Origin of the sequence: Marivibrio sp. (genome assembly GCF_040218065.1) — a bacterium.
Classification (GTDB): Bacteria; Pseudomonadota; Alphaproteobacteria; order UBA8366; family Aestuariispiraceae; genus Marivibrio.
The window spans coordinates 277,225-303,565 of the sequence record NZ_JAVJQE010000015.1; the positions used below are offsets into that span (position 1 = coordinate 277,225).

Annotated in this window: 24 protein-coding genes and 1 other RNA gene; 15 read left to right on the top strand and 10 right to left on the bottom strand. The window is 71.3% G+C overall.

What is annotated here, in order from left to right:
• The first annotated feature begins 97 nt into the window (after positions 1–97).
• From RIB45_RS17150 to RIB45_RS17210, 13 genes are read left to right on the top strand one after another with little or no spacing between them, the layout of a single operon-like run.
• A complete protein-coding gene (locus RIB45_RS17150) occupies positions 98–1,297 on the top strand; it encodes a glycosyltransferase family protein (protein ID WP_350051768.1) in 1,200 nt (399 codons plus the stop codon).
• A gap of 59 nt (positions 1,298–1,356) precedes the next feature.
• Positions 1,357–2,634 carry a glycosyltransferase gene (locus RIB45_RS17155; protein ID WP_350051769.1) on the top strand — a complete coding sequence of 426 codons (1,278 nt, stop codon included), beginning with the start codon at positions 1,357–1,359 and terminating at the stop codon, positions 2,632–2,634.
• The gene (locus RIB45_RS17160) at positions 2,631–3,764 is read left to right on the top strand and encodes a glycosyltransferase (protein WP_350051770.1); all 1,134 of its coding nucleotides are present in this window, start codon (positions 2,631–2,633) and stop codon (positions 3,762–3,764) included. Before RIB45_RS17155 ends, RIB45_RS17160 begins: the two co-directional genes overlap by 4 nt.
• Entirely contained in the window at positions 3,761–4,420 is a 660-nt protein-coding gene (locus RIB45_RS17165; RefSeq protein WP_350051771.1) for a histidine phosphatase family protein, read from the top strand. The genes RIB45_RS17160 and RIB45_RS17165 overlap by 4 nt, the downstream gene beginning before the upstream one ends.
• Positions 4,413–5,576, top strand: a complete 1,164-nt coding sequence (locus tag RIB45_RS17170) for a glycosyltransferase family protein (RefSeq protein WP_350051773.1) — start codon at positions 4,413–4,415, stop codon at positions 5,574–5,576. The genes RIB45_RS17165 and RIB45_RS17170 overlap by 8 nt, the downstream gene beginning before the upstream one ends.
• A gap of 41 nt (positions 5,577–5,617) precedes the next feature.
• Positions 5,618–6,418, top strand: a complete 801-nt coding sequence (locus tag RIB45_RS17175; protein ID WP_350051774.1) for a polysaccharide deacetylase family protein — start codon at positions 5,618–5,620, stop codon at positions 6,416–6,418.
• Positions 6,415–7,059 carry a hypothetical protein gene (locus RIB45_RS17180; protein WP_350051775.1) on the top strand — a complete coding sequence of 215 codons (645 nt, stop codon included), beginning with the start codon at positions 6,415–6,417 and terminating at the stop codon, positions 7,057–7,059. The genes RIB45_RS17175 and RIB45_RS17180 overlap by 4 nt, the downstream gene beginning before the upstream one ends.
• A 41-nt stretch (positions 7,060–7,100) precedes the next feature.
• Positions 7,101–9,017, top strand: a complete 1,917-nt coding sequence (locus tag RIB45_RS17185; RefSeq protein ID WP_350051776.1) for an ABC transporter ATP-binding protein — start codon at positions 7,101–7,103, stop codon at positions 9,015–9,017.
• Positions 9,014–10,984 (top strand): ABC transporter substrate-binding protein, encoded by a 1,971-nt coding sequence (locus RIB45_RS17190; RefSeq protein ID WP_350051778.1) that lies wholly within the window; start codon positions 9,014–9,016, stop codon positions 10,982–10,984. Before RIB45_RS17185 ends, RIB45_RS17190 begins: the two co-directional genes overlap by 4 nt.
• 13 nt (positions 10,985–10,997) lie before the next feature.
• Positions 10,998–11,996, top strand: a complete 999-nt coding sequence (locus RIB45_RS17195) for an ABC transporter permease (RefSeq protein ID WP_350051780.1) — start codon at positions 10,998–11,000, stop codon at positions 11,994–11,996.
• Complete coding sequence (locus RIB45_RS17200; protein ID WP_350051781.1) at positions 11,993–13,192, top strand: ABC transporter permease; 1,200 nt, start codon at positions 11,993–11,995, stop codon at positions 13,190–13,192. Before RIB45_RS17195 ends, RIB45_RS17200 begins: the two co-directional genes overlap by 4 nt.
• Positions 13,193–13,209: 17 nt before the next feature.
• A complete protein-coding gene (locus RIB45_RS17205; RefSeq protein ID WP_350051782.1) occupies positions 13,210–13,452 on the top strand; it encodes a tetratricopeptide repeat protein in 243 nt (80 codons plus the stop codon).
• A 12-nt stretch (positions 13,453–13,464) separates the two neighbouring features.
• Positions 13,465–15,174, top strand: a complete 1,710-nt coding sequence (locus tag RIB45_RS17210; protein WP_350051783.1) for a sulfotransferase — start codon at positions 13,465–13,467, stop codon at positions 15,172–15,174.
• 56 nt (positions 15,175–15,230) lie between these two features.
• Here RIB45_RS17210 and htpX read toward each other — a convergent pair whose 3' ends face one another.
• From htpX to ffs, 9 genes are all read right to left on the bottom strand, one after another.
• On the bottom strand, positions 15,231–16,091 hold the full coding sequence (htpX, locus tag RIB45_RS17215) for a zinc metalloprotease HtpX (protein WP_350051784.1): 861 nt from the start codon (positions 16,089–16,091) through the stop codon (positions 15,231–15,233).
• 73 nt (positions 16,092–16,164) lie between these two features.
• On the bottom strand, positions 16,165–17,070 hold the full coding sequence (locus RIB45_RS17220) for a beta-keto acid cleavage family enzyme (RefSeq protein ID WP_350051785.1): 906 nt from the start codon (positions 17,068–17,070) through the stop codon (positions 16,165–16,167).
• A 4-nt stretch (positions 17,071–17,074) separates the two neighbouring features.
• Complete coding sequence (locus RIB45_RS17225; RefSeq protein ID WP_350051786.1) at positions 17,075–17,554, bottom strand: DUF3429 domain-containing protein; 480 nt, start codon at positions 17,552–17,554, stop codon at positions 17,075–17,077.
• 31 nt (positions 17,555–17,585) lie between these two features.
• Entirely contained in the window at positions 17,586–19,073 is a 1,488-nt protein-coding gene (locus RIB45_RS17230; RefSeq protein ID WP_350051787.1) for a DUF4139 domain-containing protein, read from the bottom strand.
• A complete protein-coding gene (locus RIB45_RS17235) occupies positions 19,070–19,822 on the bottom strand; it encodes a type 1 glutamine amidotransferase (RefSeq protein ID WP_350051788.1) in 753 nt (250 codons plus the stop codon). The genes RIB45_RS17230 and RIB45_RS17235 overlap by 4 nt, the downstream gene beginning before the upstream one ends.
• A gap of 19 nt (positions 19,823–19,841) precedes the next feature.
• Complete coding sequence (gene recR, locus RIB45_RS17240; RefSeq protein WP_350051789.1) at positions 19,842–20,432, bottom strand: recombination mediator RecR; 591 nt, start codon at positions 20,430–20,432, stop codon at positions 19,842–19,844.
• Positions 20,433–20,478: 46 nt separating this feature from the next.
• Positions 20,479–20,802 (bottom strand): YbaB/EbfC family nucleoid-associated protein, encoded by a 324-nt coding sequence (locus tag RIB45_RS17245; RefSeq protein ID WP_350051791.1) that lies wholly within the window; start codon positions 20,800–20,802, stop codon positions 20,479–20,481.
• Between the two features lie 57 nt (positions 20,803–20,859).
• Complete coding sequence (locus RIB45_RS17250) at positions 20,860–23,088, bottom strand: DNA polymerase III subunit gamma/tau (protein ID WP_350051792.1); 2,229 nt, start codon at positions 23,086–23,088, stop codon at positions 20,860–20,862.
• Between the two features lie 114 nt (positions 23,089–23,202).
• Positions 23,203–23,297, bottom strand: an RNA gene (gene ffs / locus RIB45_RS17255) — signal recognition particle sRNA small type.
• Between the two features lie 183 nt (positions 23,298–23,480).
• On the opposite strand from ffs, the gene RIB45_RS17260 reads away from it, so the two are divergent.
• Both RIB45_RS17260 and nudC read left to right on the top strand, forming a co-directional pair.
• The gene (locus tag RIB45_RS17260; protein ID WP_350051793.1) at positions 23,481–24,149 is read left to right on the top strand and encodes a DUF3800 domain-containing protein; all 669 of its coding nucleotides are present in this window, start codon (positions 23,481–23,483) and stop codon (positions 24,147–24,149) included.
• Between the two features lie 189 nt (positions 24,150–24,338).
• Positions 24,339–25,301, top strand: a complete 963-nt coding sequence (gene nudC / locus RIB45_RS17265) for an NAD(+) diphosphatase (RefSeq protein WP_350051794.1) — start codon at positions 24,339–24,341, stop codon at positions 25,299–25,301.
• Between the two features lie 217 nt (positions 25,302–25,518).
• Here nudC and RIB45_RS17270 read toward each other — a convergent pair whose 3' ends face one another.
• On the bottom strand, positions 25,519–26,124 hold the full coding sequence (locus RIB45_RS17270) for an SH3 domain-containing protein (protein ID WP_350051795.1): 606 nt from the start codon (positions 26,122–26,124) through the stop codon (positions 25,519–25,521).
• Between the last annotated feature and the right edge of the window lie 217 nt (positions 26,125–26,341).

The window sequence follows — 26,341 nt, forward strand, 5'->3', positions numbered from 1 at the left end:
CAGAGGGGCCCATCCCCCCGGACCGACGCGGTTCACAAAATTCGGCCGACGGGCCGAACGGGACCGCGGCGCGGGCGGCGCGCAGGGTGCTGCGCGCGTGCTGCTCTACAGCCACGACACTTTCGGCCTCGGCCATCTTCGGCGCTGCCGCGCGATCGCGCATGCGCTGGTCGAGCGCAACAAGGACGTCTCCGTCCTGATTCTGTCCGGCTCCCCGATCATCGGCAGCTTCGACTTCCGGGCGCGGGTCGACTTCGTCCGCATCCCGGGCGTCATCAAGCTGCGCAACGGGGACTACACCTCGCTGAAACTCCATATCGACATCGAGGACACGCTGGATCTGCGCGCCTCGATCATCCAGCACACGGCCGACACCTTCGATCCCGACCTCTTCATCGTCGACAAGGAGCCGCTCGGCCTGCGCGGCGAGGTGGAGGAGACGCTGTGGATGCTCAAGGCGCGCGGGGTGCCGCGGGCGCTCGGTCTGCGCGACGTGATGGACGACCCCGATCTGCTGGCGCCGGAGTGGGAGCGCAAGAACGCGCTGCCCGCGCTGGGCGAGCTCTACGACGATATCTGGGTCTACGGACTGCCGCAGATCTGCGAGCCGCTGGCGGGCCTGGACATTCCGGCCTCCGTCACCCGCAAGATGAGCTACACCGGCTATCTGGAGCGCAAGGTGGCGCGCGACTACGCCGGTCCGCCGCCGACCGCCAAGATCGAGGCGCCCTACATCCTGGTGACGCCGGGCGGCGGCGGCGACGGCGAGGCGTTGGTCGACGGGGTGATCGCCGCTTACGAGCGCGACCGCGGCCTGCCGCACCCGGCGCTGATCGTCTTCGGACCCTTCATGCACAGCGACCGACAGGCCGAGTTCGTGACCCGCGCCGAACGGTTGCCCGACGTGGAATGCCTGACCTTCGACGCGCACATGGAAAGCCTGATGGACCGGGCGCTCGGCGTCGTCGCCATGGGCGGCTACAACACGTTCTGCGAGATCCTGTCGTTCGACAAGCCGGCGCTGATCGTGCCGCGCTCCGCCCCGCGGCGCGAACAGCTGATCCGCGCAAGCCGCGCGGCCGAACTCGGCCTCGTCGCGATGCTGCCGGACGCCGAGGCGGCCGACCCCCAACGGATGGCGACCGCCTTGCGTCATCTGCCGCAACAGGCCAAACCTTCGACCCGGATCGTGCCGGGGCTGCTCGACGGGCTCGATAACGTCGACCGGCTCGCGCGCCGCCTCATCGACCGGCCGCGCCGCCCCGCCTCGTTCGAGGTGGTCGAGCGGCGGGCCTGATCCGTCCCGCCCGGGCGCCCGGGCCGGGGCCGACTTCTGCAAGCGGAGCGATTCTCTCGATGGCCGCGGTCGCGTTCGTTCTCAAAGGCTATCCGCGCCTGTCCGAGACCTTCATCGCCCAGGAAATCCTGGGGTTGGAGCGCCGCGGGCTCGACGTGCGCCTCGTCAGCCTGCGCCATCCGACGGACGACGCGCGCCATCCGGTGCATGACGAGATCCGCGCGCCGATCCTCTATCTGCCGGAATATCTGAGGGACGAGCCGGCGCGCGTGCTGGCCGGCTGGCGGCGCGCCCGGCGCCTGCCCGGCTACAAGGCGGCGCGGGCGCAGTGGCTGAAGGACCTGCGGCGCGATCCCAGCGCAAGCCGCGCCCGGCGGTTCGGCCAGGCCTGCGTGCTGGCGGCGGAGGCGCCCGCGGAGGTCGCGCGGCTGCACTTCCATTTCCTGCACACGCCCGCCAGCGTCGCGCGCTATGCGGCGCGCATGCGCAGCCTTCCGCTCAGCGGCTCCGCCCACGCCAAGGACATCTGGACCACGCCCGAGTGGGACCTGTCCGAAAAGCTGGCGGAGGCCGAGTGGGTCGCGACCTGCACCGCAAGCGGCGCCGAGCGCCTGCGCGCCCTGGCGCCGCGGGCGGATGCGGTGCCGCTGATCTATCACGGCGTCGATCTCTCCCGGTTCCCCCCGCCGCCGTCCTCCGCCCCGGACGGGCCGCGGACGCGCGACGGCGAGGGGCCGGTCGTCATCCTGTCCGTCGGGCGGTTGGTGGAGAAAAAAGGGTACGACGATCTGATCGACGCGCTGGCGCGCCTGCCGCAGGATCTCGCCTGGCGCTTCGTCCATATCGGCGGCGGCGCCTTGCGGGAGACGCTCGCGGCCCGGGCGGCCGACGCCGGCGTCGCCGAGCGCATCGAGTGGCGCGGCGCGGAGCCGCAAGAGGCCGTGCTCGAGGCGCTGCGCGCCGCCGACCTGTTCGTGCTGGCCAGCCGCATCGCCGCCGACGGCGACCGCGACGGTCTGCCGAACGTGCTGATGGAGGCGCAGAGCCAGGCCCTGCCGGTGCTGGCGACGTCGGTTTCGGCGATCCCGGAGCTGATCCTCGATCGGGAGACGGGCCGGCTCGTTCCGCCGCAGGATCCGCCGGCGCTGGCGGCCGCGCTGGAAGAGCTGCTGCGCGACGCCGCGCAGCGCCGGCGGCTGGGCGCGGCCGGCGCCGCGCGGGTGGCCGCTCGGTTCGAGGCGGGCGTCTGTCTCGACGCGCTGGCGCAGCGCTTCGGTCTGGCGGCCGGCGGCGATCCCGTCGCGCCGACCGCGTCGGGCGCGCGGAGGGCGCCGTGACCGCCGGACCCCGCATCGCCTTCTACGCCCCGATGAAGCCCCCGGAGGACCCCAGACCGAGCGGCGATCGGCGGATGGCGCGCGCGCTGCTGGCGGCGCTGGAGGCCGGCGGCTGCACGGTCGAGCGGCCGAGCGCGTTCAAGAGCCTCGACATGACCGGCGACGCGGCCCGTCAGGTCGATCTGTCGGCCGCGGCGGAGGCGGAGGCGGCGCGGATCGCCGCCGAACTCCGTCCGGATCCGCCTGACCTTTGGCTGACCTACCATTGCCACTACAAGGCGCCCGATCTGATCGGTCCGCGGGTCGCCGCCGCCTTGGGCCTGCCCTACGCGTTGGCGGAGGCGAGCCATGCGGCCAAGCGTCTGAGCGGACCCTGGGCGCGCTTCGCCCGGGCCGCGGCCGAGGCGATCGGCGCGGCCGACCTCGTCCTGCAGCCCAATCCAGCGGACCGGCCGGGCGCCGCGCGTGTGATGAAGCCGTCCGCCCGACAGATCGATCTGCCGCCCTTCGCCGACCTTTCAGCCTTTCGCGCCCGGCGCGCCGGCGGGACGCCGCCGCACGCGCCGGGGGAAGGGCTGGCGCGCGGCGCGGCTCGGCGGCTGGCGACCGCCGCGATGATGCGGGCCGGCGCGAAACAGCGCTCCTACGCCGTGCTGGCCGACGCGCTCGCCCGGCTGCCGGCCGACGCGCCGCCCTGGCGCCTGGCGATCGCCGGCGACGGCCCGGCGCGTCCGGACGTCGAGGCGCTGTTCGCCGAGCGACCCGAGGCGCGCTTCCTGGGCGCGCTGGAGGAGCCGGCGCTGGCCGACCTGTTCGCCGACGCCGATCTCTTCGTCTGGCCGGCGGTGGGGGAGGCCTACGGTCTGGCGTTGCTTGAGGCGCAGGCGGCCGGGCTGCCCGCCGTCGTCGGCGACCGTCCGGGCGTCCGGGCCGTCGCGGCCGACGGCGAGACCGCCCTGCTGGTCCCAGAGGGCGACGCGCAGGCCTTCGCCGACGCCGTCGCCCGATTGCTGCGCGATGACGACCGACGCCGGCGGATGGGCGCCGCCGCGGCGGCGCGCGCCGCCGAGCGCGACCTGCCCGCCGCCGCCGCCCGCCTTATGGCGGCGTTGGGGCCCTGGCTTCGATGACGCGGCTGGTCCTGATCCGTCACGCGCCGACGCCTTGGAACCGCGAAAAGCGGCTGCAAGGGCGCACCGATACGCCGCTCGACGCGGCCGGCGAACGGTGGGTCGCGCGCTGGCGCCTGCCTGAAGAGGCGCGCGGCGTCGACGCCGTCTCCAGCCCGCTGGCGAGGGCCCGACGCACCGCCGAAATTCTGCTCGACGGCCCCGTGGCGACCGACCCGCGGCTGGCTGAGATGGGCTACGGCGCCTGGGAGGGGGAGCGCTTGCCCGATCTCCGCGCGCGCCTCGGCCGGGAGCTCGCCCGACTGGAGGCGGCCGGCTGGGACTTCCACGCGCCCGGCGGCGAGAGTCCGCGAGCGGTCTGGGCGCGTCTCGCCCCCTTCCTGCGGGACTCCGCCGCCGCCGGCGTCGACCGAGTGGCCGTGTGTCACAACGGGGTGATCCGCACGATCTTGGCGGTCGCGACCGGCTGGAACTTCACCGGCAAGCCGCCGGCCAAGCTGCGCGACGGGGCGGCGCATTTCTTCCAACTCGACGCGGACGGCGGACCCAGCGTGGAGCGGCTCAATCTGCCGCTCACCGCCGCGCCGCCGCCCGGCCCGCAGCGCCCCCCGGGCGATCCGGCGGGACCCGGCGAGGCAAGGCGCCGCGATGACTGAGCGCCCGCGCCTGCTGTTTCACGTCCAGCATCTGCTGGGAGTCGGGCACCGGGCGCGCGCGCATCGGTTGGCCGAGGCGGCCCGGGACGCCGGCTTCGACGTGACGCTGACCGCCGCGCCGGGAGAGCCGGTCCCCGAGGGCGTCGCGGCGCTGCGCCTGCCGGCGGTCCGGGCGGCGGACGCGCGCTTTTCGACCCTGGTGGGGGCGGACGGCCGGCCGGCCGACGAGGCCCTGTGGCGCGCGCGGACGGACGCGTTGGCCGCGGCCGTCGCGTCGCGCCCGCCGGACGCGTTGCTGGTCGAAGGCTATCCGTTCGCCCGCCGCAAGTTCGAAGCCGAGATCGAACCCTTGATCGCCGCCGTGCGGGCCGCCGGCGGGCGCGTCGCCTGTTCGATCCGCGACATCCTGGTCGCCAAACCGGATCGGGCGCGCAACGATCGCATCGCCGCCAAAGCGGCTGCGCTTTACGACCGCATTCTGGTGCACGGCGATCCCGCGTTCGCCGCCTTGTCGGAGAGCTTCCCCGCCGCCGACGCGCTGCCCGCCGCCCGGTTGGTCTACACCGGCTACGTCGCGCCGCCGCCGGTCGCCGAGGCCCCGGCGGGCGAGACGGTCATCGTCTCCGCCGGCGGCGGCGCGGTGGGGGAAGGGCTCATGACGGCCGCGTTGGACGCCCGCGCCGCGGGTCTTCTGGCCGATCATCGCTGGCGGCTGCTGGGCGGTCCGAACCTCGACTCCGACGCGCGCGGGCGTCTGGCGGCGCGGACCGCCGCGCTCGAGGACGTCTCGATCGAGCCGGCGCTGGACGGTGCGGCGTTTCGCGCCGCCTTGTCCGGGGCGGCGCTGTCGATCAGCCAGGCCGGGTACAATACGGCGGTCGATCTCTGGCGCGCCGGACCGCGGGCGGTCCTGGTTCCCTTCGCCGGCCCTGACGGGCGCGAGAGCGAACAGCCGCTGCGGGCCGCCAAGATCGCGGCCCAAGGCCGCGCGGCGGTCTGCGCCGAGGCGGCGCTCGACGGGCCCGCGCTGACCTGCGCGGTCGAGACGGTCATGAGCCGGCCGCGTCCGGGACCGGCGCGCGCGCCCGATCTGAACGGGGCGAGCGCCGGCGCGGCGGCGCTTGCCGCCCTTGTGCGGGAAACGGGTCTCGGCTAAGCCTGACCGTCCGGTTTTCTTCGATGAGGAGCGCCCGCCCGATGCAGGCCGCCGCCGCCCGCCGCCAGAGCGATCACGTCGACCCCGCCGCCGATCCGTGGGATCGCCTGCGCCAGGTCTTCGATCGCTACGCCGCCGCCGGCCGCACTGCGACCTTCTGGCGGCGCGACGACGATCTGCGCGTCGCGGGCCCGGCGCTCGACCGGCTGCTGGCGCTCGCCGACGGCGGGCCCGTCACCCTGGCGGCGATCCCCCGCGACCTGGACGCCGCGGCGGCGGCGCGGCTGGACGCGACCGCCGGCGTGACGCTGGCCCCGCACGGCTGGGCGCATGCGAACCACGCGCCCGAGGGCGAAAAGAAAGCGGAATTCGGGGCCCACCGGCCGGTTGAGGCCATGCTGGCGGAGATCGCGGCGGCCTGGCGACGGCTGCGGACGCTGGCCCCGACGGCGGCGCGGCCGATCTTCGTTCCGCCGTGGAACCGCATCGACGCGCGCTTGGCCGCGCGCCTGCCGGAGGCCGGCCTCGCCGCGCTGTCGACGGTCAAGCCGCGCACGCCGGCGGAGCGCGGCCGACGCCTGAACGTGCATGTCGATCCGATCGATTGGAAGGCCGGCAAGCGGTTTCTGGGCGACGCGCCGGCGCTTGAGCAGGCGATCGGGCATCTGACGGCGCGCCTCGATCCCGAGTTTCCCGGCGACCCGCAGGAGCCGACCGGGCTGTTGACCCATCATCCGGTCCATGACGGCGCATGCTGGCGCTTCTTGGAGCGGCTGCACCGCGCGGTCGCCGATCATCCGGCCGCGCGCTTCGTCGACGCCGAGCAGGGGCTCGAGCCGTGAGCGAACGGTTGCGCAGACTGCATCAGGAGCGCGGCGGCGTGACCGGCGGCGATAGCGGCGGCGGCCCGAAAACGGCCGGCGCGCCGCTCACCGCGCGCCTCGCCTACGGGCGCAAGAGCCTGCACGGCGACGCCGCGCGGGCCGCGATCGGCCTTGCGCTGACGCTGACGCCGATCCTCGCGGTGGACGCGCTGCTGGCGGTCGATCTGGCGCTCGGCGCGTGCGCGGCGATCTTTGCGCTCTATCTGACGCGCACGCTGCTGCGTTACCGCACGGAAATCCGCATCGACGCCTCGGGCGTCGAGGAGCGCGCGCTCGGCGTGAAGCGGATCGCCTGGGACGGGATCGACCATGTCAAGCTGCGCTACTACAGCACCAAGCGCGGGCGCGAGGGAGCGGGCTGGCTGGTGCTGACGTTGGCCGGCGAACCCGATCCGGCCGATCCGGAAGAGCCGGGACCGGCGCCGCGGGCGCGAAAAAAAATCTCTGTTGAATCGACGCTTGAGCGATTCGATGATCTTCTAACTGCGGTCGCCGAGACGGCCGTGCGGCGCGGACTCGAGATGGACGAGACCACCGTCCACAATTTCGCCGCCGCCGGCCGACCGTTGCGCCTCTCCGTTGGGGGAGAGGCGGACTGACGACTCGGCGTCGCCGCGCCGAGGAAGGGCGAGGGCGTCGCATGACGGCCAATCTTTTGGAAGTGCGGGATCTGCAGGTCGTCTTCGACCTGGCCGAAGGCCCGCTGGAGGCCGTTCGCGGCGTGAGCTTCCGCGTGCCGCCGGGCGGAACCGTCGCGCTCGTCGGCGAGAGCGGCTCCGGCAAGTCGGTCGTCAGTCAGGCGATCATGGGCCTGCTGCCCAAGGCCGCGCGCATCGCCGGCGGCGAGATCCTGTTCCGCGACCCGCTCGCCCCGCCGGACGCGCCGCCGCTCGACATCGCCCATCTCGACCGCGACGGCGAGACGATGCGCAAAATCCGCGGCGGCCGCATCTCGATCATCTTCCAGGAGCCGATGACCTCGCTCTCGCCGCTGCATACGATCGGCGATCAGATCGGCGAAGCTGTCGCGCTGCATCGCGGCGGCGGCCGCGCGGAGGTCGAAGAGCTGGTGCGCGGCATTCTGGAGATGGTCGGATTCCCCGACCCCCAGCGCGCCCTCAAGACCTATCCGTTCGAATTGTCCGGGGGCCTGCGCCAGCGCGCGATGATCGCGATGGCGCTGGTCTGCCATCCCGCGCTGTTGATCGCGGACGAGCCGACGACCGCGTTGGACGTCACTATCCAGGCCCAGATCCTGAAGCTGATCCGCGATCTGCAGCGCGAGCTCGGCATGGCCGTGCTGATGATCACCCACGATCTGGGCGTCGTCGCCAACGTCGCGGAGGAGGTGGTCGTGATGTATCACGGCCGGGTGATGGAGCACGGCACGCTGGACCATATCTTCCGCGATCCGCAGCACCCCTATCTGAGGGCGTTGCTGCGCGCGGTGCCGCGCTTCGACATGGGCCGGGACGAACGCCTCGTCCCGATCCGCGAGATCGCCCCCCCGAGCGAGGCGCTGACCGCGCGCAAGGTCGTCCCGCCGGCGGGCGCGGACCCGAACCGGCCGATCCTGAGCGTATCCGGCCTCGCCAAGCGCTTCACGATCCGCAAGTCGGGGCTGTTCTCGCGCGGGCCGGCGGCGGCCAACCAGGTGATCGCCGTCGACGGGGTGAGTTTCGAACTGCGGCGCGGCGAATGTCTCGGGCTGGTGGGCGAAAGCGGATGCGGCAAGACCACGGTCTCGAAGATCCTGATGCGCGCGCTGTCGCCGGATGAAGGCTCGGTCGTCTATTCCGACGGGGTCGAGGACGTCGACGTGCTCGCGCTCGACGGGGACGGGCTGAAGGTCTTCCGCCGCACCATGCAGTTCATCTTTCAGGACCCGTTCTCCAGCCTCGATCCTCGGATGACGGTGCTCGACATCGTGACCGAGCCGCTGGACATCCACGGGCTGGGGACTCCCGGCGAACGAAAGGCCTTCGCGCAGGAGCTGATGGCGCTGGTCGGCCTGGACACCCGCCATCTCAACCGCTACCCGCACAGCTTCTCCGGCGGGCAGCGCCAGCGCATCGGCATCGCGCGCGCCCTGGCCTTGCGCCCGGAAATCCTGATCTGCGACGAGCCGGTCTCGGCGTTGGACGTCTCGATTCAGGCGCAGATCCTCAATCTTCTCAAGGATCTACAGCGCGAGCTGGGGCTGACCTACCTCTTCATCAGTCACAATCTGGCGGTCGTCGACTACATCGCCGATCGGATCGCGGTGATGTGCCGGGGCCGGCTGGTGGAGCTGGCCCCGCGCGAGACGCTGTTCCGCGGACCCCAGCACCCCTACACCCAGGCGCTGCTGAAGGCGGTGCCGGATCCGAACCCGGATCGGCCGCTCGACTTCGCGCATCTGATGAACGCGCGCGCCTCGGAGCCTGCGGCCTGGCCCGCCCCCTTCACCGATCTGAGCGAGCGCGGCGAGACCCGCCCGCGGCTGGTCGAAATCGCGCCGGGCCATTTCGTGCGCAAGGCGGCCGACGCGGCCGCCGCCCCGGAGGCGGCGGAATGAGAGGCTTTGCGCCGCTTCTCGCCGCGCTGCTGTTCGCAGCCGCCGCGCCGGCGCCGGCGAGCGAGATCCTCCCGCCGCTGCAGGAGACGCCCTTCTTCGCGGAAAGTCTGGATCGGGGCGACTTGCCGCCTGTGGCGGCGCGCCTCCCGGACGCGCCGCAGCTGGTCGATTTCGACGCGCGCGGTCAGGCGCCGGGTCGGCATGGCGGCGATATCCGCATGCTGATGAAACGGGCCAAGGACGCCCGCCAGCTGACGGTCTACGGCTACGCGCGTCTGGTGAAGTACGACCGCGATCTGGAGCTGGTCCCCGACCTGCTGGAGCGGGTGGACAACGAGGGCGACCGGGTCTTCACGCTTCACCTGCGCGAAGGCCATCGCTGGTCCGACGGCGCGCCCTTCACCAGCGCCGACTTCCGGTACTTCTGGGAGGATATGGCGAACAACGAGGAGCTCTATCCGGTCGGACCGCCGGCCTTCCTGAAGGTGCGCGGCGAATACCCGACGGTCACGATCCTCGATGAGACGCGGGTGCGCTACGAATGGCGCTATCCCAATCCCGACTTCCTGCCGGGCTTGGCCGGGGCGACGCCGGAATACATTTACGCGCCCGCTCACTATCTGAAGCGCTTTCACCTCGACTACGCCGATCCGGAGGCGCTGGCGGAGGCGGTGGCGGAGAGCGGTCAGCGCAACTGGGCGGCTCTGCACACCAAGAACGGCCGGCTCTACCGCATGGACAATCCGGAGCTGCCGCTCCTCCAGCCCTGGTTTCCGGTGACGGAGCAGACGGCGAAGCGCCTGATCTTCGAGCGCAACCCCTTCTACCACAAGATCGACCGCAACGGCCGGCAGCTGCCCTACGCCGACCGGGTGATTTTCGACGTCACAGAATCCAAGCTGATCCCGGGCAAGGTGGCGACCGGCGACGTCGATCTACAGGGTCGTTACCTCACGTTCGACGATTACACGCTGCTCAAGCGCAACGCCGACCAGGTGGGCTACGACGTCCATCTCTGGCGCATCGCGAAGGGCGCGCATCTGGCGCTGTTTCCCAACCTGACCCACGGCGATCCGCGCTATCGCGACCTGGTGCGCGACCCGCGGTTCCGGCAGGCGCTGAGCCTTGCGACCAACCGCTATGAGATCAACCGCGTCGTCTATTACGGCCTGGCGATCGAAGGGCAGAACACGCTGTTGCCGGAAAGTCCGCTCTACAAGCGGGAATACCGAAAGCAGTGGACCGGCTTCGACCTGAAGCGCGCCAACGCGCTGCTCGACGAGATGGGCCTGGAGCGCCGCATGATCGACGGCGTGCGCACCTATCCGAACGGCGATCCGATCGAGATCGTGGTCGAAAGCGCCGGCACCTCGACCGAGGAGACCGACGTGCTGCAGCTGATCAAGGACAGCTGGTACGAGGTCGGAGTCCGCGTGTTCATCAAGCCGATCAACCTCGACACCATGCGTCGGCGGATCTACGCGGGCGAAACGCAGATGGCGATTTCCTCCGGCTTGGAGAACGGCATGGCGACGGCGGACATGACGCCGGACGAGCTCGCGCCGGTGCATCAGATCCAGTACCAGTGGTCGGACTGGGGTCAGTATTTCGAGACCAACGGCGAGGCCGGATCGCCGCCCGACATGGCGGTCGGCAAGCGGCTCGTCGATCTGCTGCACCGCTGGTACGGGGCCGCCGACAAGGCCGAGCGGACCCGCCTGTGGCGCGAGATGCTGGAGATCCACTCCGACAACGTCTTCACCATCGGCCTGGTGGCCGGCGTGATGCAGCCGATCGCCGTGCGCCACGGCCTGATGAACGTGCCCGACCAGGGGATCTGGAACTGGGACCCGGGCGCCCATTTCGGCCTCTACGGGATGGACGGCTTCTGGTGGGACCCGGGCGTCGGCGAGACCGCGGACGCCGATCGGGCGGCCGCGGCCGCGGCCGCGGCGGACGACGGATAGGGCGCACAGGCTTATGCTGGATTACATCGCGCGCCGTCTGCTCGTCATGATCCCGACGCTGCTGATCATCAGCGTCCTGGTCTTCGTGATCATCCAACTGCCGCCCGGCGACTATCTTGAGACGATGGTGGCCGAACTGCAGAGCCAGGGCGAGGAGGTGAGCCAGGAGCGGATCGCCTTCTATCGCGAGCAGTACGGCCTGGGCGAGCCGATGTGGAAGCAGTTCGCGGTCTGGTTCTGGGGCCTGCTGCAGGGCGACATGGGCTACAGCTTCGAATACGAGCTGCCGGTCTCCGACGTCGTCGGCGACCGGGTTTTCCTGACCATCCTGGTGAGCTTCACCACCATCCTTTTCGTCTATCTGGTCAGCTTTCCGATCGGCGTCTATTCGGCGGTCCGCCAATATTCGCTCGGCGACTACACGCTGACCTTCGTCGGCTTCATCGGGTTGGCGACGCCGAACTTTCTGTTGGCGCTGATCCTGATGTATTTCGCGAATCAATGGTTCGGGGTCTCGATCGGCGGACTGGTCGATCCCGAATTGCGCGACGCGCCGATGAGCTGGGAGAAGCTCGTCAACGTGCTGGGCCATCTGTGGGTGCCGGTGATCGTCATCGGCACGGCGGGCACGGCCGGGATGATCCGGCGGCTGCGGGCCAATCTGCTGGACGAATTGCACAAGCAGTACGTCGTCACCGCCAAGGCCAAGGGCGTGCCGCCGGGCAAGCTGCTGCGCAAGTACCCGCTGCGTATGGCGCTCAATCCCTTCATCGCCGACATCGGCAACCTGCTGCCGGAGATCATTTCGGGCTCGGCCATCGTCTCGGTGGTGCTCAGCCTGGAGACCACGGGGCCGATGCTGCTCGGCGCGCTGCAGAGCCAGGACATGTATCTCGCGGGCTCGTTCCTGATGGCGCTCGCCCTGCTGACGGTGGTTGGGAACCTGCTCAGCGATCTGGCGCTGGCCGCGCTGGACCCGCGGATCAGGCTGGGCGCGGAGTCCGCCCGATGAGCGAGAGCCCGCGCCTTCCGAACCGCGGCGACGAGCCGCTCTCGCACTATGTCGACCAGGCGCCGTTCGATCCGCAGGCCGCCGTCACGCTGACGCCGGAGCAGGAGCGCTATTACCTCTCCAGCCAATGGCGGCTGATGTGGCTGAAATTCAAGCGCCACCGGCTGGCGGTGGTGAGCGGCGTCTTTCTGCTGCTGGTCTACGCCTCGGTGCTGATCTCGGAGGTGTTGGCGCCGGTCGACTACAACCACCGCAACACCGAGTATCTGAAGGCCCCCCCGCAGGCGATCCATCTGTTCCACGAGGGGGAGTTCGTGGGCCCCTTCGTCTACGGCTACGACGTCAGCCTGGATATGGAGATGATGGCGTGGCGCTATGACGTCGATAAAAGCGACGTCATGCCGCTGCGCTTCTTCTGCACCGAGGCCGACTATCCCGGCGCGACCTACCAGTTCTGGGGCTTGGTCGAGGCGAGCTTCCACATCGTCTGTCCGGCCGAAGGCGGTTATTTCTTTCCGCTGGGCGCCGATCGGCTGGGGCGCGACATGCTGAGCCGGATCATCCAGGGCGCGCGCATCTCGCTCACGATCGGCTTGATCGGGGTGGTGATCTCCTTCGCGCTGGGCGTCGTGCTCGGCGGGCTCGCCGGCTATTACGGCGGGTATGTCGATTCGGCCGTCCAACGCGCGATCGAGATCGTGCGCTCCTTTCCCTCGCTGCCGCTGTGGATGGCCTTGTCGGCGGCGATGCCGGTCGATTGGTCGCCGATCATCGTCTTCATGGGAATTTCGGTGATCCTGGGGCTGCTCGACTGGCCGGGCCTGGCGCGGGCCGTGCGCTCCAAACTGCTGGCGCTGCGCGAGGAGGATTTCGTCGTCGCCGCCGAACTGATGGGCGCAAAGCCGAAACGCATCATCGGCCGGCATCTGCTGCCCAGCTTCTCCAGCCACCTGATCGCCAGCGCGACGCTGACGATTCCGGCGATGATCCTCGGGGAGACGGCGCTCAGCTTCCTAGGCCTCGGCCTGCGCCCGCCGATCACCAGTTGGGGCGTGCTCTTGAACGAGGCGCAGAACTTCAACGCCATCGTCAACACGCCCTGGCTGCTGTTCCCCGCCGTGCCGGTGATCCTCGTCGTCCTCGCCTTCCAATTCCTCGGCGACGGGCTGCGCGACGCGGCCGATCCGTACAAGTAAGCGGTCCGGGCGCGCCCATGACTGAGCTGAGCCTGCAAGCCCTGTGCGACGAGGCGCTGCGCTGCGCGCAGAAGGGCGCCTTCACGGACGCGGAGCGGCTGCTCCGTCAGGCGGTCGCCCGCGCGCCCGCCGCCCCGGGGCCCGCGCTTTATTACGGGCGGGTGCTCCGCGCCCTGGGCCGGTTGTCGGAGGCCGCGGCGGCGTTCGAGCGCGCCGCCAAGCCCGTCGGGCCGGTGCAGGGCGCGGCGTTGGCGGATTAGGGCGCCGCCCTCTTGGGGCTGGGCCGGCTCGGGCCGGCGCGGCGCGCCTTGCTGCGGGCGCTCGCCCGGGCCCCTGACGATTGGGCGGTGCGTTACAATCTGGTGCTGCTGGCGGCCGAGACGGGCGACGTCGCGCTTGCCGAGACGCACGCCGAGGCCTGTCGGCGCCTGAACCCCGACGCGCCGGAGACCGCGAACGCCTCGGGCCTCGCGCATTTGGCGGCGGGCCGGCCGCTGGAGGCGGAGGCCGCCTTCGCCGAGGCGCGGCGCCGCGCGCCGGACGACCCGACGGCGCTGCGCAATTGGGCCCGCGCGGTCAAGGCGGCGGGCCGGCCCGAGGAGGCGGCGGAAGCGCTGGCGCCCCTGTTGGCCCGCGAGCCCGGCCCGGCCGAGGTCACCCGCAGCCTGATGGCCGCCGCTCTGGACGACGCCGCGCTGTCGGCGCAGGCGCTCGACGTTCTCAGCCCGTTGCTCGAGGGCGCTCAGGCCTCGCCGGCCGTCCTGGGGCAGGCCGCCTCCATCGCCGAACGATGCGGGCGACTGTCGGACGCCGAAGTCTGGGCCGAGGCCGCGCTGGCCGGCGCGGGCGACGACGCCGAGACCCGCGACTGGGCCCTGGTGATCCGGGCGCGCCTGGCGCGCCGGGCCGGTGATGCGGCGGCGGCGTTGGAGGCCTTGGCGGGCGCCGAGCCCGGGCGCCACGCCGCCGGCCGCGCTCTGTTGGCCGCGGAAATCCATTTCGAGATCGCCCGCGCCGCCGACCTGCTGGGACGGACCGAGGAGACGCTGGCGCACGCGCGGGCGGGCAATGAATTGATGGCCGCCCGGGAAGCGGCGGCCGGCGTCGACGCCGAGCGGCACTTGGCCCGGCTGGCCGAGACGACGCGCCGACTGCAAGAGGCGGCGCCGCTGGCCGCGCCAGAGGACGGGCTCGAGGACGGGCTCGAGGACGGGCTTGCGGAGGACCTCATGGACGGGGGACCGGCGCCGCGGCTCGTGTTCCTTACCGGCGCGGCGCGCGTGGGCTCGACCTTGCTGGTGCGCAGTCTGGAGGCGTCGAGCCGTCTGATCGCGCTGGACGAACCGGCGCTGGGCCTGGCGCGGTTGTCGCTCGACGAGCCGCCTGCGCGCCTGCGCGCCGCGTTGTTCGACGCGCTGGCGGCGGCGGCCGGCCTCGCAGACGCCCGAGCGCTCGACGGAAAGCTTGTCTTGATCAAGGCGCCGATGGCGGCGTTGGACGCTCCGAAGCTGTTCCGCGCCGCGCCCGACTCGAAGCTGATCCTGATGCACCGCGACCCGTTTGACGTGGTGTTGAGCGCCTATCTGCAGAATTTCCGCGGCTCCGATCTGCTGCACGGCTTCCGCACGCTCAACGGGGCGGCCCGGCTCTACGACGCGACGCTGACCTGCCTGGAGGCGCTCGCCCGCCATCTGCCGGACGAGCGGCGTCTGACCCTGTTCTATGAGCGACTGGCGGGCGATTACGAGCGCGAGCTGCAGGCGTTGTGCGGCTTCCTGGAGATCCCGTACGAGGAGGCGCTGGCCGCGGACGAGACTCGCGCCGGCGCGCGCGCGCGGCGCGTGCGCACGCCGAGCTACCACCAGATCGCCGGCCCCGTGACCGAGCGGGCCGTCGCCCGCTGGCGGCGCTACGAGGACGCGCTCGCCGAGACCGCGCCGCTGTTGCAGCCGTGGCGCGCGCGGCTGGGCTACGACGGGTAGCTTCGCAGGCGGGAGCCAGGCCGCTCAGCCCCCCTCAGCCCCCCTCAGCCCCCCCCTCAGCCCCAGGGGCGCGCTTCGCCGGCGAGCGCGCGCAGCCGGCGGATGCGCTCTTCGGTCTTGGGGTGGGTCGAGAACAGGCCGTCGATCGCGTTGGCGTGCAGCGGGTTGACGATGAACATCTGGGCGGTCGCGGGGTTCTTCTCGGCCGTGTCCATGTCGGTGCGCGCGGCGGCGTTCTGCATCTTCTCCAGCGCCGAGGCGAGCCACAGCGGCTGGCCGCAGATCTCAGCCCCCATCTTGTCGGCCCCGTATTCGCGCGTGCGGCTGATCGCCATCTGCACCAGCATGGCGGCGATCGGCCCCAGGATCATCACCAGGATCACGCCCACGAAGCCGAGCGGGCTGTTGCGATTGCCGCCGAAGAGCTGCGCGAACATCGCGATGTTGGCGAGCGCCGAGATCGCGCCGGCCAGCGTCGCGGTGATCGTCATGATCAGCGTGTCGCGGTTCTTCACATGGGCCAGCTCGTGCGCCATGACGCCCGCGATCTCCTCATGGCTCAGCATGCGCAAAAGGCCGGTGGTGGCGGCGACGGCGGCGTTGTCCGGATTGCGGCCGGTGGCGAAGGCGTTCGGCTGGTCCTGCTCGATGATGTAGACTTTGGGCATGGGCAGCTCGGCGCGCTGGGCCAGCTGCTCCACCAGGCGCACAAGATCGGGCGCGCTGGTGCGGTCGACCTCGCGCGCGCCGTACATGCGCAGCACGATCTTGTCTGCGTTCCAATAGGCGAAGACGTTGCCGAAGCCGGCCAGCGCCAGGGCGATCAGCATCCCGCCCTCGCCGCCGACCAGATAGCCGCAGCCGACGAACAAGGCCGTCAGGCCGGCCATCAGTAGGCTGGTGCGCACCCAATTCATCGACGTCGCTCCACCTTGAACAGAAAGCCGACCGCGCCGATCGCGACCGACAGCCTCGCCGTCGAGGCGGCTTTTAGATGGGCGAACGGGGCGGCGTTTCAAGCGCCGCGCGGATCTCCGCGGCCGAGGCCGGGCGCCCGCCCGCCGCCTGGATCAGGCCGGCCGCCTCCTCCGCCAGCGCGGGATTGCGGATATCGAGGCCGAGCGGCGCGTCCTCCAGCCCGACGCGCACATGCCCGCCGGCTGCGACGGCCTCTGGAATCAGCGCGCGCAGATCGACCTGCAGGCCCGCGATCATCCAGGGCGCGCCGGGCGCGCAGTCCGCCAACAGCGCGCGGTAGGCGTCGAGCGCATAGGAGCGCGGCGGATAGCCGAAGCTGAACCGATCGGAGAACATCAACCGATAGACCGCCTGCGGCGCGTCCGCATAGCGCGCGGCCAGCGCCGCGCCGAAGCGCAGGAACCCCGGCTCGTAGATCGCGTAGCCCGGATGGAAGCCGTACTCCGCCGCAAGCCGCAGCCCCTCGCGCGCGTGGTCTTCGGGATTGGAGTAGGTGAAACCCGGCCGGTCCGCCGCGACGCCGGCCAGATCGGCGATATGGACCGTGCCCGGATCGACCACGGACCATTCGATCAGGCCGCGCCGCGCCAACTCCACGGTGTGGGCGTAGCGCGCCTGGACGCTGAGGCCGCCGCCATGTCCCTCCGCCCCGTTGAACGGCAAGGTCGGGTAGACGATCGCGTCGACCTCGGCCCGAACGCCCTCGATGATGCGGGCGTAGGTCCGCCAATCGTCGCTCTGCCGGCCGCTGTCGGGATCGAAGGCGTGGACGTGGATCACGGCCGCGCCGGCGCGCGCGCAGGCGATCCCCTCGGCGACGCAGTCCGCGATCGAATAGGGCGCGCGCGGTTGCTTCGCCGGGCCCCAGGGGCCGTTCAGCGCGACTTCCAGCCAGACGGGCGTCCCGCGCGCGGCCATCGGCTCAGCCGCCGGCGAAGCGGCTGGCGTCGAAGACGGCGTAAAGCGCCGCCGCCAGCGACAGGATGACGCCGGTCGTCAGGATCTTGCGCAGCGTTCCGTACCACGCGGGGAACAGGCCGCCGCGCACCGCCTTCGCGTCGACGATGAAGGCCAGCGTGAAGGCGATCAGATAGACGATCAGCACCGAATAGATCTGGCCGGTGAACATCGCGCCCCAACCGATCAGGGCCGGGGTCACCGACCAGATCAGCTGCATCCAGTTGGGCCGCATCGCAAGGTCCGGGGCCAGCGCGCGCCCCCAATGCACGCCGCCGAGGAAGCTCAGGATCACCGCGCCGTAGCCCAGCATCGCGTTGAGCGCCAGCGCCGCCGCCGCGGGCTCCGCCAACCAGGCGCCCGCCGCGCCGACGACGAAGGGAATGAGGCCGGCCAGCCCGATGAACAGCGCCGGGGTCGGAATCTTCGCGAAGGCGTCGCGCATCGGCGGCAATCCTCTCGTCAAACGCTTGGGGCTAGTCTTCGCCGCCGACCCGCACGCGATAGGTCAGCGCGGTCTCGGCTCGGGCGGGAATCTCGACCGCGAAGCGCGCGGCGCCGGCGTCGGCGGTCTGCGCCGGATGGCTGGTCTGCAGGATCGTCCAGGGCGCGTTGAAGCGCTCCACGACGTCGACCGTCACGGCCGCATCCTTGGCGTTTTTCAGGATGATTTCGTGCTCGGCCTCGTAGGGGCGCGGGCCGTTTCGGCGCTGTTCGTCAGGACCCCGCCACTCGAAGGCCGTCATCGTGCGCCGGGCGGTCACATCGAAGGCGGCGCCGAGATCGAGGGTCGCCGCGGCGCCGACCGGCAGGTCGGGCAGCCGCGCCTCGGCCAGCAGCCGGGTGGAGAGGCCGGCCCCCGGGCGATCGGCCGAGGCGGTCGAGGCGTCCGGCGCGCGCACCGTGATCGTGCCCGCCGGCAGCGGCCGGGCCAGCGGCCCGTCGGCGGCGTTGGCCAGCGTGAGCCGCACGTGCGGGCGCAGCAGCTCCTCCCCGCTCTCGACACGGCCGGGCCAGGCCTCGCCGCGGCCTTCCAGCACGTAGCGACGCGTCACCGGGACCGCGGTCTCGCCCATCAGCACCCGGCGCACGGTGGATCGGCCGGGCAGATCGATCGGGGCGGCCAGTCGGTACAACTGGCGGTCGCCGACGGCCTGGGCCTGGGGCGGACCGGCGGATTCGGCGCTCATCGCGCGGGCCTGCATCGCGGCGTCCGCCTGCGGGCCCGGCCCGCCGCCGCCCGCGCGCGGGACGTCGCCGGCGACCAGCGTCACCGCTGCGTTCAGGACGTCCTCGGCGCCGTCGTTGCGGATCAGATAATCGGCCGAGAGGCGGAGCTGCGCGCCGTCTTCGCGCAACACCCCGTCATAGCGCGCGTCCCAGCCGAGGCTCGGCGTCTCGTAGCGCAATTGCAGGGTTCCCGTCGTCACCGGCGCGACGAACCGGACCGCGACGCTGCGCTGAAGCGCCAGATCGGCGGGTGGGCGGCGCAGCAGCAATCGGCCGGGCGGCAGCACCTCCAGGGCGCCGTCGGCGCGTTCGATCACGGGCCAGCCGCGCCCGGCGCTGCGCAGCAGGCCGGTGATCTCCTCCTCGGCGCCGGTGGCGGGGTTGCGCGTCAGCCAGGTGATCTCGCGCCCCACCATGCGCGCCAGCAGCGCGGCCGGCTCCGCCTCCGCCTCTTGCAGGGCGAGGGTGTCGGGGACGACCGCCGCGCCGCCCGCCGCCGGCAGGAAGCGCGCGGCGAGGCTGTCGCCGAGCGCGCCGTCGGGCAGATCGCGCGCGATCAGCACGTCCGCCGGACCGTCGAGCGCGACGGGCCGCGTCTCGCGCAACTCCGCCGGCCCGCCGCGGTACAGCGTCGCGACATGGGCGTTGGGCGGCGGGGCGCTCGCGGTCTGCGCCAGCGCCGGCAGCGGCGCCAGCATCGCGGCGGCGACGGCCAAGGCGGCGCGCCGGCTCATGACAGCACCGCCGTCGCGTAGAGGAAATTCTTGAAGACCAGCGGCGTCAGCGGGACCGGTCGGTAGTTCTGCATGAATTCGGGATGGCTGCCGCGCCAGCCGCGCGCGAAGGAGTCCGCCTCCGCCTCCGGGTGGAACTGGACCGACACCCAGCCGCCGCCGTAGTCGATCGCCGCGGCCGGCAGCTCGGCGCGCGTCGCCAGCACCTGCGCGCCGTCCGGCGGACGGGCGACATGCTCCTCATTGCCGAAATGAAAGGCGGGCGGATCGTCCAGCCCCTCGAACAGCCAGTGCGCGCGGCCCGCTTCGGTCAGGTCGACGGGCAGGGTTGCGGCCATGGTTCCCGCGGCCACGGTCTCCACCGGGGCCCCCAACGCCTTCGCCATGATCTGATGGCCGCCGCACACCCCGAAGATCGGCGGTCCGCCGTCCGGGCGCGCGCGGGCGGCCCGAAGCCACTCGATCAGCGCGCGCTGCCAGGCCAGATCGTCATGCACCGAATGGAAGGAGCCGCCGATCACCACGGCGTCGGGCGCCTCCGACCCGTCGAGCGGCGGCAGCGGCGCGCCGTGGCAGATGCGTCGGCCGTCATACTCCAGCCGATCGCGCACGCCGGCGCGCTCCAGGGTCCCCTCGAACCAGACGGTTTCGTCGTCGCCGCCCGGCTCGTCGGCGAAGATCGCCGGGTCGTAGCGCCCGGGCGCGCCCAGCTGGCCGAGGAACGCGAACCGTTTCAGACGGGTCGTCATCGCACTCTCCTCACACGCGCTAGAGCGCCTGACGCGCCTTGAGCGCCGCGCTCAACGTGCCGTCGTCCAGGTAATCCAACTCGCCGCCCACCGGCACCCCGTGAGCCAGGCGGGTGACCTTGACCCCGGCGCCCTCCAGACGTTCGGTGATGTAGTGGGCGGTGGTTTGGCCGTCGACGGTCAAGTTCGTGGCCAGAATGATCTCCGCCGTCGGCCGATCCGGGCCGACGCGCGCCAGCAATTGGCCGATCGTCAGATCCTCCGGTCCGATTCCGTCGAGCGCCGAAAGGGTCCCGCCGAGAACGTGATAGCGGCCGGTGAAGCCGGACGCGCGCTCCAAAGCCCAGAGATCCCCGACCTGCTCCACCACGCAGATCGTCCGGGCGTCGCGAGTCTCGTCGGTGCAGATCCGGCAGGGATCAGTCGTGTCCAGGTTGCCGCACACCGAGCACGGCGCCACCTTGTCGGCCGCCTCCGACAGCGCGGTCGCGAGCGGGCGCATCAGGCTTTCGCGCTTCTTGACCAGCTCCAGCGCCGCGCGCCGGGCCGATCGGGGGCCGAGGCCCGGAAGTCGGGCCAGCAACTGGATCAGACGCTCGATTTCCTGCATGCGTTCGCCGGAGGTTCGTCGGGACGGCGCCGGACCGTCTCGCGGGTCAGAAAGGCAGCTTCATGCCGGGCGGCAGCTGCAGGCCGCCCATCAGCTTCTGGGTCTCCTCCTGCAGACGGGCTTCGGCCTTGGATTGGGCGTCGTTGATCGCGGCGACGATCAAATCCTCCATCACCTCTTTCTCGTCGGCTGAAACGAGCGAGGGGTCGACCTCGATCCGGCGCAGCTTGCCCTTGCCCGAGACGGTGGCGGAGACCATGCCGCCGCCGGCCGTCCCCATGACCTCCACCTGCTCCATTTCCTGCTGCATGCGCTGGAGGTTTTCCTGCATCTCCTGCGCCTGCTTCATCATGTTCGCCATATTCTTCATCGTCGGCTCGCTCGCTTCTCGCCAGGCCGCGCCCGACACATGTCGGGCGGCGGCGGATCAGAAATCCTCAGGACCGGGGTCGCCGTCCTCCCAGGGGGGCGGCCCGTGATCGAAAGGGGCGTCCTCGTCATACGCCGCGTCGTCGTCGGGGGCCGGAGCGCCTCCGTCCGGGTCTGGAGATGGGAGCGCGGCGAGGCCTTGACCATCCCCCGCCGCGCGCTCCGCTTCGGCCGCCAGAATGCGGGCGATCTCCGCGCCGGGAAAGGCGGCGCGCACGGCCTGGACCAGCGGGTCCTGTTCGGCGCGGCGCAGCCGCGCCTGCTCGGCCCGCTCGTCTTCCTCGACCAGGGTCGGGCCGCCCGGCGCGTTGGACAGGCTGACCATCCAGCGCTCGCCCGTCCATTCCGAAAGCTTCCGCGCCAGACGGCCGGGCAGTTCCTTCAGATCGCGCGGCGCGGCCTCGGAAAGGCGAAACTCGATCCGGCCGCGCTCGAAGGCGACCGGGTGGACGTGCCGGCGCAGCGCGCTCGCCATGCGCAACTCGCGGCGCTTGTCGGCGAGCGCCGCCAGCGCGCGCAGGTCGCCCGGCGGCGGCTCCAGCGGCCCGGCCGGCGCCGGCGCAGGTTGCGCCTCGGGTTCCGGCGAGGCCGGCCGAACCGCCGCGGCCGTCTGGACCCCGGCGTCCGCCCCGCGCGCAGCGGCGCGCGGCGACTCGCCGGAAGGCGCGCCCTGAGGCGATGCGGCCCGATCGGGCGCCGCCGGGTCTGAGACCTGGCCCGCCGTCGGCGCCGGCGTCGCCCCAGAGGCGGACGCCCCAGGGCCGGGCGTCCCAGAGGCGGGAGGCCCAGAGGCGGGAGTCCCGGGCGCGGAGGCCGGGCTCGACCCAACCCCGGGTGCTGGGGCCGGCCCCTCGCCGGCCGCCTTCAAGCGCTTCGCCAACTCGCCCGGCGGGGGCATGTCGGCGGCGTGGATCAGGCGGATCAGCACCATTTCGGCCGCCTGGATCGGGCTCGGGGCCTCGCGCACCTCTGAAAGGCCCTTCATCAGCATCTGCCAAGCCCGGGCCAGCGCCGGCAGGCCCAGCGTCGCGGCCATCTCGCGCCCGCGAGTGCGCTCAAGCTCCGGGGTCGTCGCCCGGTCCGCCAGATCGGGGACCAGCTTCGCGCGGGTCAGCCAATGGGTCACGTCGAGGAGGTCCTGGATCACCACCGCCGGGTCGCCGCCGACATCGTAGAGGTCCTCCAGAATCTGCAGCGACCCCGGCGCGTCGCCCTTCATCGCCGCGTCGAACAGATCGTAGATGCGCGCGCGGTCGGCGAGGCCCAGCATGTCGCGGACCCGCTCGGCCGCCACCCGCTCGGACGAGAGCGCGATCGCCTGATCCAGGATCGAGAGCCCGTCGCGCACCGAGCCGTCGGCGGCGCGCGCGATCATCGCCAGCGCCTCGTCGTCGACGCCCATGCCTTCGGCCTCGGCCACGCGGCGGAAATGGGCGGACAGCTGCTCCACCGGCACCCGGCGCAGATCGAAGCGCTGGCAGCGGCTCAACACCGTCACCGGCACCTTGCGGATCTCGGTCGTGGCGAAGACGAACTTCACATGCTCCGGCGGCTCCTCCAGCGTCTTGAGGAGCGCGTTGAAGGCCTGGGTCGAGAGCATGTGCACCTCGTCCAGGATGTAGACCTTGTAGCGCGCCGAGGTCGGGCGGTAGCGCACGCCGTCGATCAGATCGCGGATGTCGCCGACGCCGGTGCGGCTGGCCGCGTCCATCTCGATCACGTCGACATGGCGGTCGGAGGCGATCGCCGTGCAATGCTCGCACACGCCGCAGGGCTTCACCGTCGGCCCGCCGTCGCCGTCGGGGCCGATGCAGTTCAGCGCTTTGGCGATGATTCGCGCGGTCGTGGTCTTGCCGACGCCGCGCACGCCGGTCAGCACGAAGGCCTGGGCGATGCGGCCCGCCTGGATCGCGTTGGTCAGCGTGCGGACCAGCGGTTCCTGGCCGATCAACTCGTCGAAATTGGTCGGGCGGTATTTGCGCGCCAGGACGCGGTAGGCGTCGGATTTTTTCTCGGCGGGCGCGGGCGAAGCGGGCGGCGCGGGGGCGCCTCCGGCGGCCGCGTCGCTTTCGCGCGCGGCGTGCGGCTCCGGCTCCGGTTCAGGCTCAGATCCCGGCGGCGGCGTCTCCTCGCCGAACAGGTTGGGGCCGGGCGGCGGCGGCTCGGGCGCGCCCTCCTCGGACTCGTCCTCGAAATCCTCGTCGCGGTCGTTGGCGCCGCTGGTCATCCGCTCACTCTTCCGCTCGCCCGTTGCATGCCCCGACAATAACGGCGCGCTCCGGCGAACCCAACAGATAGTTGGGGCGGCGCCGGCGCGACGATCGGGGGACGGAGGGAAGGCGGAAGACCGGAGCGGCGACCCGAGCGGAAACTCGTTACGGCTGCTTCCTTCCGGACCTGACCGGGTTGGCGAGGCGCCCGTCCGCGCTCCGGCCTTCCAAGCGCCTTATATCAGGATCAGGGCGGGGGGATGCAACCCGATTCCTCTTCACGGCTCGCTCCGGCCAAGCCCGATATCCTCTCTATCCACAGGCGGCGTTCGCATTTGTTCTTGTGACGGGCGCGACCGACTCGGTTATCTCTATGCATGATCGAATGTCGCCGGACGGATTCGCGCAAATGCAATTGTTCATTGATGAGAGCGGAGGTCTCGAGGGCAAAGACCGTCTATTTGTGGTCTCGGGTGTTTGCGGCGACGCGGACGCGTTCGCTAAGCGGGTGACCAAGCATCGCAGGCGCATTGGACGCGGACGCAGACCGTTGACGGAACTCAAAGGCGCCGACCTCGCTCGGATCGCCGAATACGAAGTGTTGTCCGACCTTCCGATTGAAACGCGATTCGCGACGGTCTTTGTCCGATTGAGCGATCCAAGGCATGCATGGGCGGCGAAGGAGCTTGGAGAGCCAGAGCTCTATGCTCGAATGATTGAGCAAGTTCGCCGCATGGTGTCTCTCGGGGGCGTTGATATACAAGGCCTCACGATTGACCACGGCCGCTTCAAGAGAAGCGTGCAACGTCGCCTGCAAGATCGCCTTGAGCGCGCCAGCAATCGGCCTATCCCCATCGCTTTTCGACGCTCGGAAACATCGCCGGGCGTGCAATTGGCCGATCTTTCGGCGAACTTGGCCTTTCGAAGGCTGAACGGAACGCCGGACTTCGGGGCGGCGCCGTTAGAGGGTTTATTCCGTGTGCTCGACAAGCGCTACGGCGGTGGCGCAACGGCCTTGGACCTGAGCGAGGTCGCGCCAGATTGGCTTACGGGCGAAAAAGAAAACGGATCGCCGTAGCTCTGCCTCAGTGACTAACGGTCCCCCAAAGGGAGGGCCCTCCTCGGCAAAGGGGCGATCCAAGGTCAATATGCGCTTTTCCGCGCCGTTTCGCAATGTCCTCCGTCCGAACCTCCTCCCCCTTGCAGAAGGGGAGTCTCGCCTCCCGCATTGCCGACCCCGCCTGCGCGTGCGAGGTTTGCGGCCATCATGACGACGCTCCCGCGGCGGACCGTTCCGCACCACGCCCATCCGGCCAATCGCTACGCCTCCGGTCCGCTCGACCGGGCGGATCTGGTGCGCCACGACGCCGCCGCCGTGCATCGGCTGATGAGCGATCCTCAAGCGTTGTTCACGCCGATATGGGGTCAGGCCAATCTGGTGGCCTACGCTGCCGACGGCGTGCAGGCCCGCCATCTCCCGGGCGCGCTGTCCCTCCTGGAGGCGGCGGAGGCGGTGGTCTTCCTCGGCCTCGACCCGGACGGGCGGCCGCATTTCGCGATCGATCTGGGGCGCGGCCCGTCCGGCGGGGGCGCGCCTCCGCCGCTGGCCGAGGAGGGCGTCTTTGAGGATCTGCGTAAAGTGGGCCCGATGCTGAGCCACGAGGCGGGCGCGGTCCTGGCGTACGCCCGCGGCATGGTGCATTGGGACCGTCGGCACCGCTTCTGCGGGGCCTGCGGCGCGCCGGCGGAGGCCGCCAAGGGCGGGCACGAGCGGCGCTGCACGAACCATGCGGCCTGCGGCGCGGTGCATTTCCCGCGCACCGATCCGGCGGTCATCATGCTGGTCCATGACGGGGGCGATCGCGTCGTGATGGGCCGCCAGGCGGTCTGGCCCCCGGGTCTGCATTCGGTGCTCGCCGGCTTCGTCGAGCCGGGCGAAAGCCTGGAGGACGCGGTCGCGCGCGAGGTCATGGAGGAAGTCGGCCTGCCTGTCGCGGACGTCGCCTATCGATCGAGCCAGCCCTGGCCCTTCCCCTCCTCCATCATGCTGGGCTTTACCGCGCGGGCTACGGAGGACGCGCTGACGATCGCCGAGGACGAGATCGAGAGCGCGCGCTGGATGAGCCGGGACGAGCTGCTGGCGAGCCCCGAAGACGAGACGTTCAAACTGCCGCGCCCCGACAGCATCGCGCGGCGGCTGATCGAGGATTGGCTGTCCGAGGACGCCTGAGGCGCGCAGCGCCCGCTAAAATGCCCGTAAAATTTGACGTTCATTTGATGAACAAGGCCGGCGCATCCGAGACTGATCGCTCGTCTTTGGTTTTTTTCTCAAGAAAGTCAGGGAGTTGTCCGACATATCAAGGGCGCCCGCGCGGCGCCACGGTACTCGACGGCGCCGCGGCGCGTCGCGCCGTGGCCCGCGCCTTCGTTCACAAAGTGAACACGGCTCAGGACCCGGCTTCCAGCCCCCAAATCCCGTCGCGCTTCAGCCAGCCGTCATAGCCCCGAACCTCGACCCGGCACCAATCGCCCTCGCAGCCGTCGACCCGGGCGGTCATGCCTTCGGCCAGCCGCGCCACGGCGGGCGCGGTCTCCTCCGGGCTGCGGCGGAGCGTCACTTCCGGGCGGATCACCAGCACGGTCGCCCGGCCGGACAGCATGGCGCGATGCACCCATCCCTCCGCGCCTTCCCAGTCGCGGATCTTGCGCCAGGTTTCGTATTCGGCCAGGACCTCGACCGGCATGTCCTCGCGTTGGAAGACCCACTTCACCGGGAAGCGAATGCCCGGCCCGGTGCGCACATTCACCTCGTCGGCGGCGAGCGAGACCATGCGCGGGATCGGCCGGCCCGTCTCCCCGTCGGCTTGGGCGACGGCCGCACGGGGGGAGACCAGCGCCGGCAACGCCGCCGCGCCCAGCGCGCCGCCCGCCAGGAAGACCGCCGCGGCCAGCGCCGCCTTCACCCGCCGCCGCGCGGCGGCGCCCGTCAGGCTGGAAAGCCGGGCGGGGGGCGCGATCGGACGGCGTCGATCGATCGAGTCGGGAGTGCGCATCGCGTCTGACCCGTCTTGCGTCGGCGCCGGCGGCGCGCGGGTTCGCGCTGGCCCGCCGGGGGTCGAGCTTCTATAAGGACCCGGTCGCCGCCGCAGGCCTGTCGCGCGCTTGGCGACAGGTCGATTGACGCGACCGGGGCGATCGGGTGCAAACTGCCGCGAGTCGCGGCGTTCCACAAGCCGCACAGCCGGTGGGGCGCGGGCGCGCCGCGCGAGT

What these genes read in the sequence shown, in the direction of transcription:
- RIB45_RS17155 (WP_350051769.1), top strand. Translation starts at nt 1,357, where the DNA reads ATGGCCGCGGTCGCGTTCGTTCTCAAAGGCTATCCGCGCCTGTCCGAG.
- RIB45_RS17165 (WP_350051771.1), top strand. Translation starts at nt 3,761, where the DNA reads ATGACGCGGCTGGTCCTGATCCGTCACGCGCCGACGCCTTGGAACCGC.
- RIB45_RS17170 (WP_350051773.1), top strand. Translation starts at nt 4,413, where the DNA reads ATGACTGAGCGCCCGCGCCTGCTGTTTCACGTCCAGCATCTGCTGGGA.
- RIB45_RS17175 (WP_350051774.1), top strand. Translation starts at nt 5,618, where the DNA reads ATGCAGGCCGCCGCCGCCCGCCGCCAGAGCGATCACGTCGACCCCGCC.
- RIB45_RS17185 (WP_350051776.1), top strand. Translation starts at nt 7,101, where the DNA reads ATGACGGCCAATCTTTTGGAAGTGCGGGATCTGCAGGTCGTCTTCGAC.
- RIB45_RS17190 (WP_350051778.1), top strand. Translation starts at nt 9,014, where the DNA reads ATGAGAGGCTTTGCGCCGCTTCTCGCCGCGCTGCTGTTCGCAGCCGCC.
- RIB45_RS17195 (WP_350051780.1), top strand. Translation starts at nt 10,998, where the DNA reads ATGCTGGATTACATCGCGCGCCGTCTGCTCGTCATGATCCCGACGCTG.
- RIB45_RS17200 (WP_350051781.1), top strand. Translation starts at nt 11,993, where the DNA reads ATGAGCGAGAGCCCGCGCCTTCCGAACCGCGGCGACGAGCCGCTCTCG.
- RIB45_RS17205 (WP_350051782.1), top strand. Translation starts at nt 13,210, where the DNA reads ATGACTGAGCTGAGCCTGCAAGCCCTGTGCGACGAGGCGCTGCGCTGC.
- htpX (WP_350051784.1), bottom strand. Translation starts at nt 16,091, where the DNA reads ATGAATTGGGTGCGCACCAGCCTACTGATGGCCGGCCTGACGGCCTTG.
- RIB45_RS17220 (WP_350051785.1), bottom strand. Translation starts at nt 17,070, where the DNA reads ATGGCCGCGCGCGGGACGCCCGTCTGGCTGGAAGTCGCGCTGAACGGC.
- RIB45_RS17225 (WP_350051786.1), bottom strand. Translation starts at nt 17,554, where the DNA reads ATGCGCGACGCCTTCGCGAAGATTCCGACCCCGGCGCTGTTCATCGGG.
- RIB45_RS17230 (WP_350051787.1), bottom strand. Translation starts at nt 19,073, where the DNA reads ATGAGCCGGCGCGCCGCCTTGGCCGTCGCCGCCGCGATGCTGGCGCCG.
- RIB45_RS17235 (WP_350051788.1), bottom strand. Translation starts at nt 19,822, where the DNA reads ATGACGACCCGTCTGAAACGGTTCGCGTTCCTCGGCCAGCTGGGCGCG.
- recR (WP_350051789.1), bottom strand. Translation starts at nt 20,432, where the DNA reads ATGCAGGAAATCGAGCGTCTGATCCAGTTGCTGGCCCGACTTCCGGGC.
- RIB45_RS17245 (WP_350051791.1), bottom strand. Translation starts at nt 20,802, where the DNA reads ATGAAGAATATGGCGAACATGATGAAGCAGGCGCAGGAGATGCAGGAA.
- RIB45_RS17250 (WP_350051792.1), bottom strand. Translation starts at nt 23,088, where the DNA reads ATGACCAGCGGCGCCAACGACCGCGACGAGGATTTCGAGGACGAGTCC.
- RIB45_RS17260 (WP_350051793.1), top strand. Translation starts at nt 23,481, where the DNA reads ATGCAATTGTTCATTGATGAGAGCGGAGGTCTCGAGGGCAAAGACCGT.
- nudC (WP_350051794.1), top strand. Translation starts at nt 24,339, where the DNA reads ATGACGACGCTCCCGCGGCGGACCGTTCCGCACCACGCCCATCCGGCC.
- RIB45_RS17270 (WP_350051795.1), bottom strand. Translation starts at nt 26,124, where the DNA reads ATGCGCACTCCCGACTCGATCGATCGACGCCGTCCGATCGCGCCCCCC.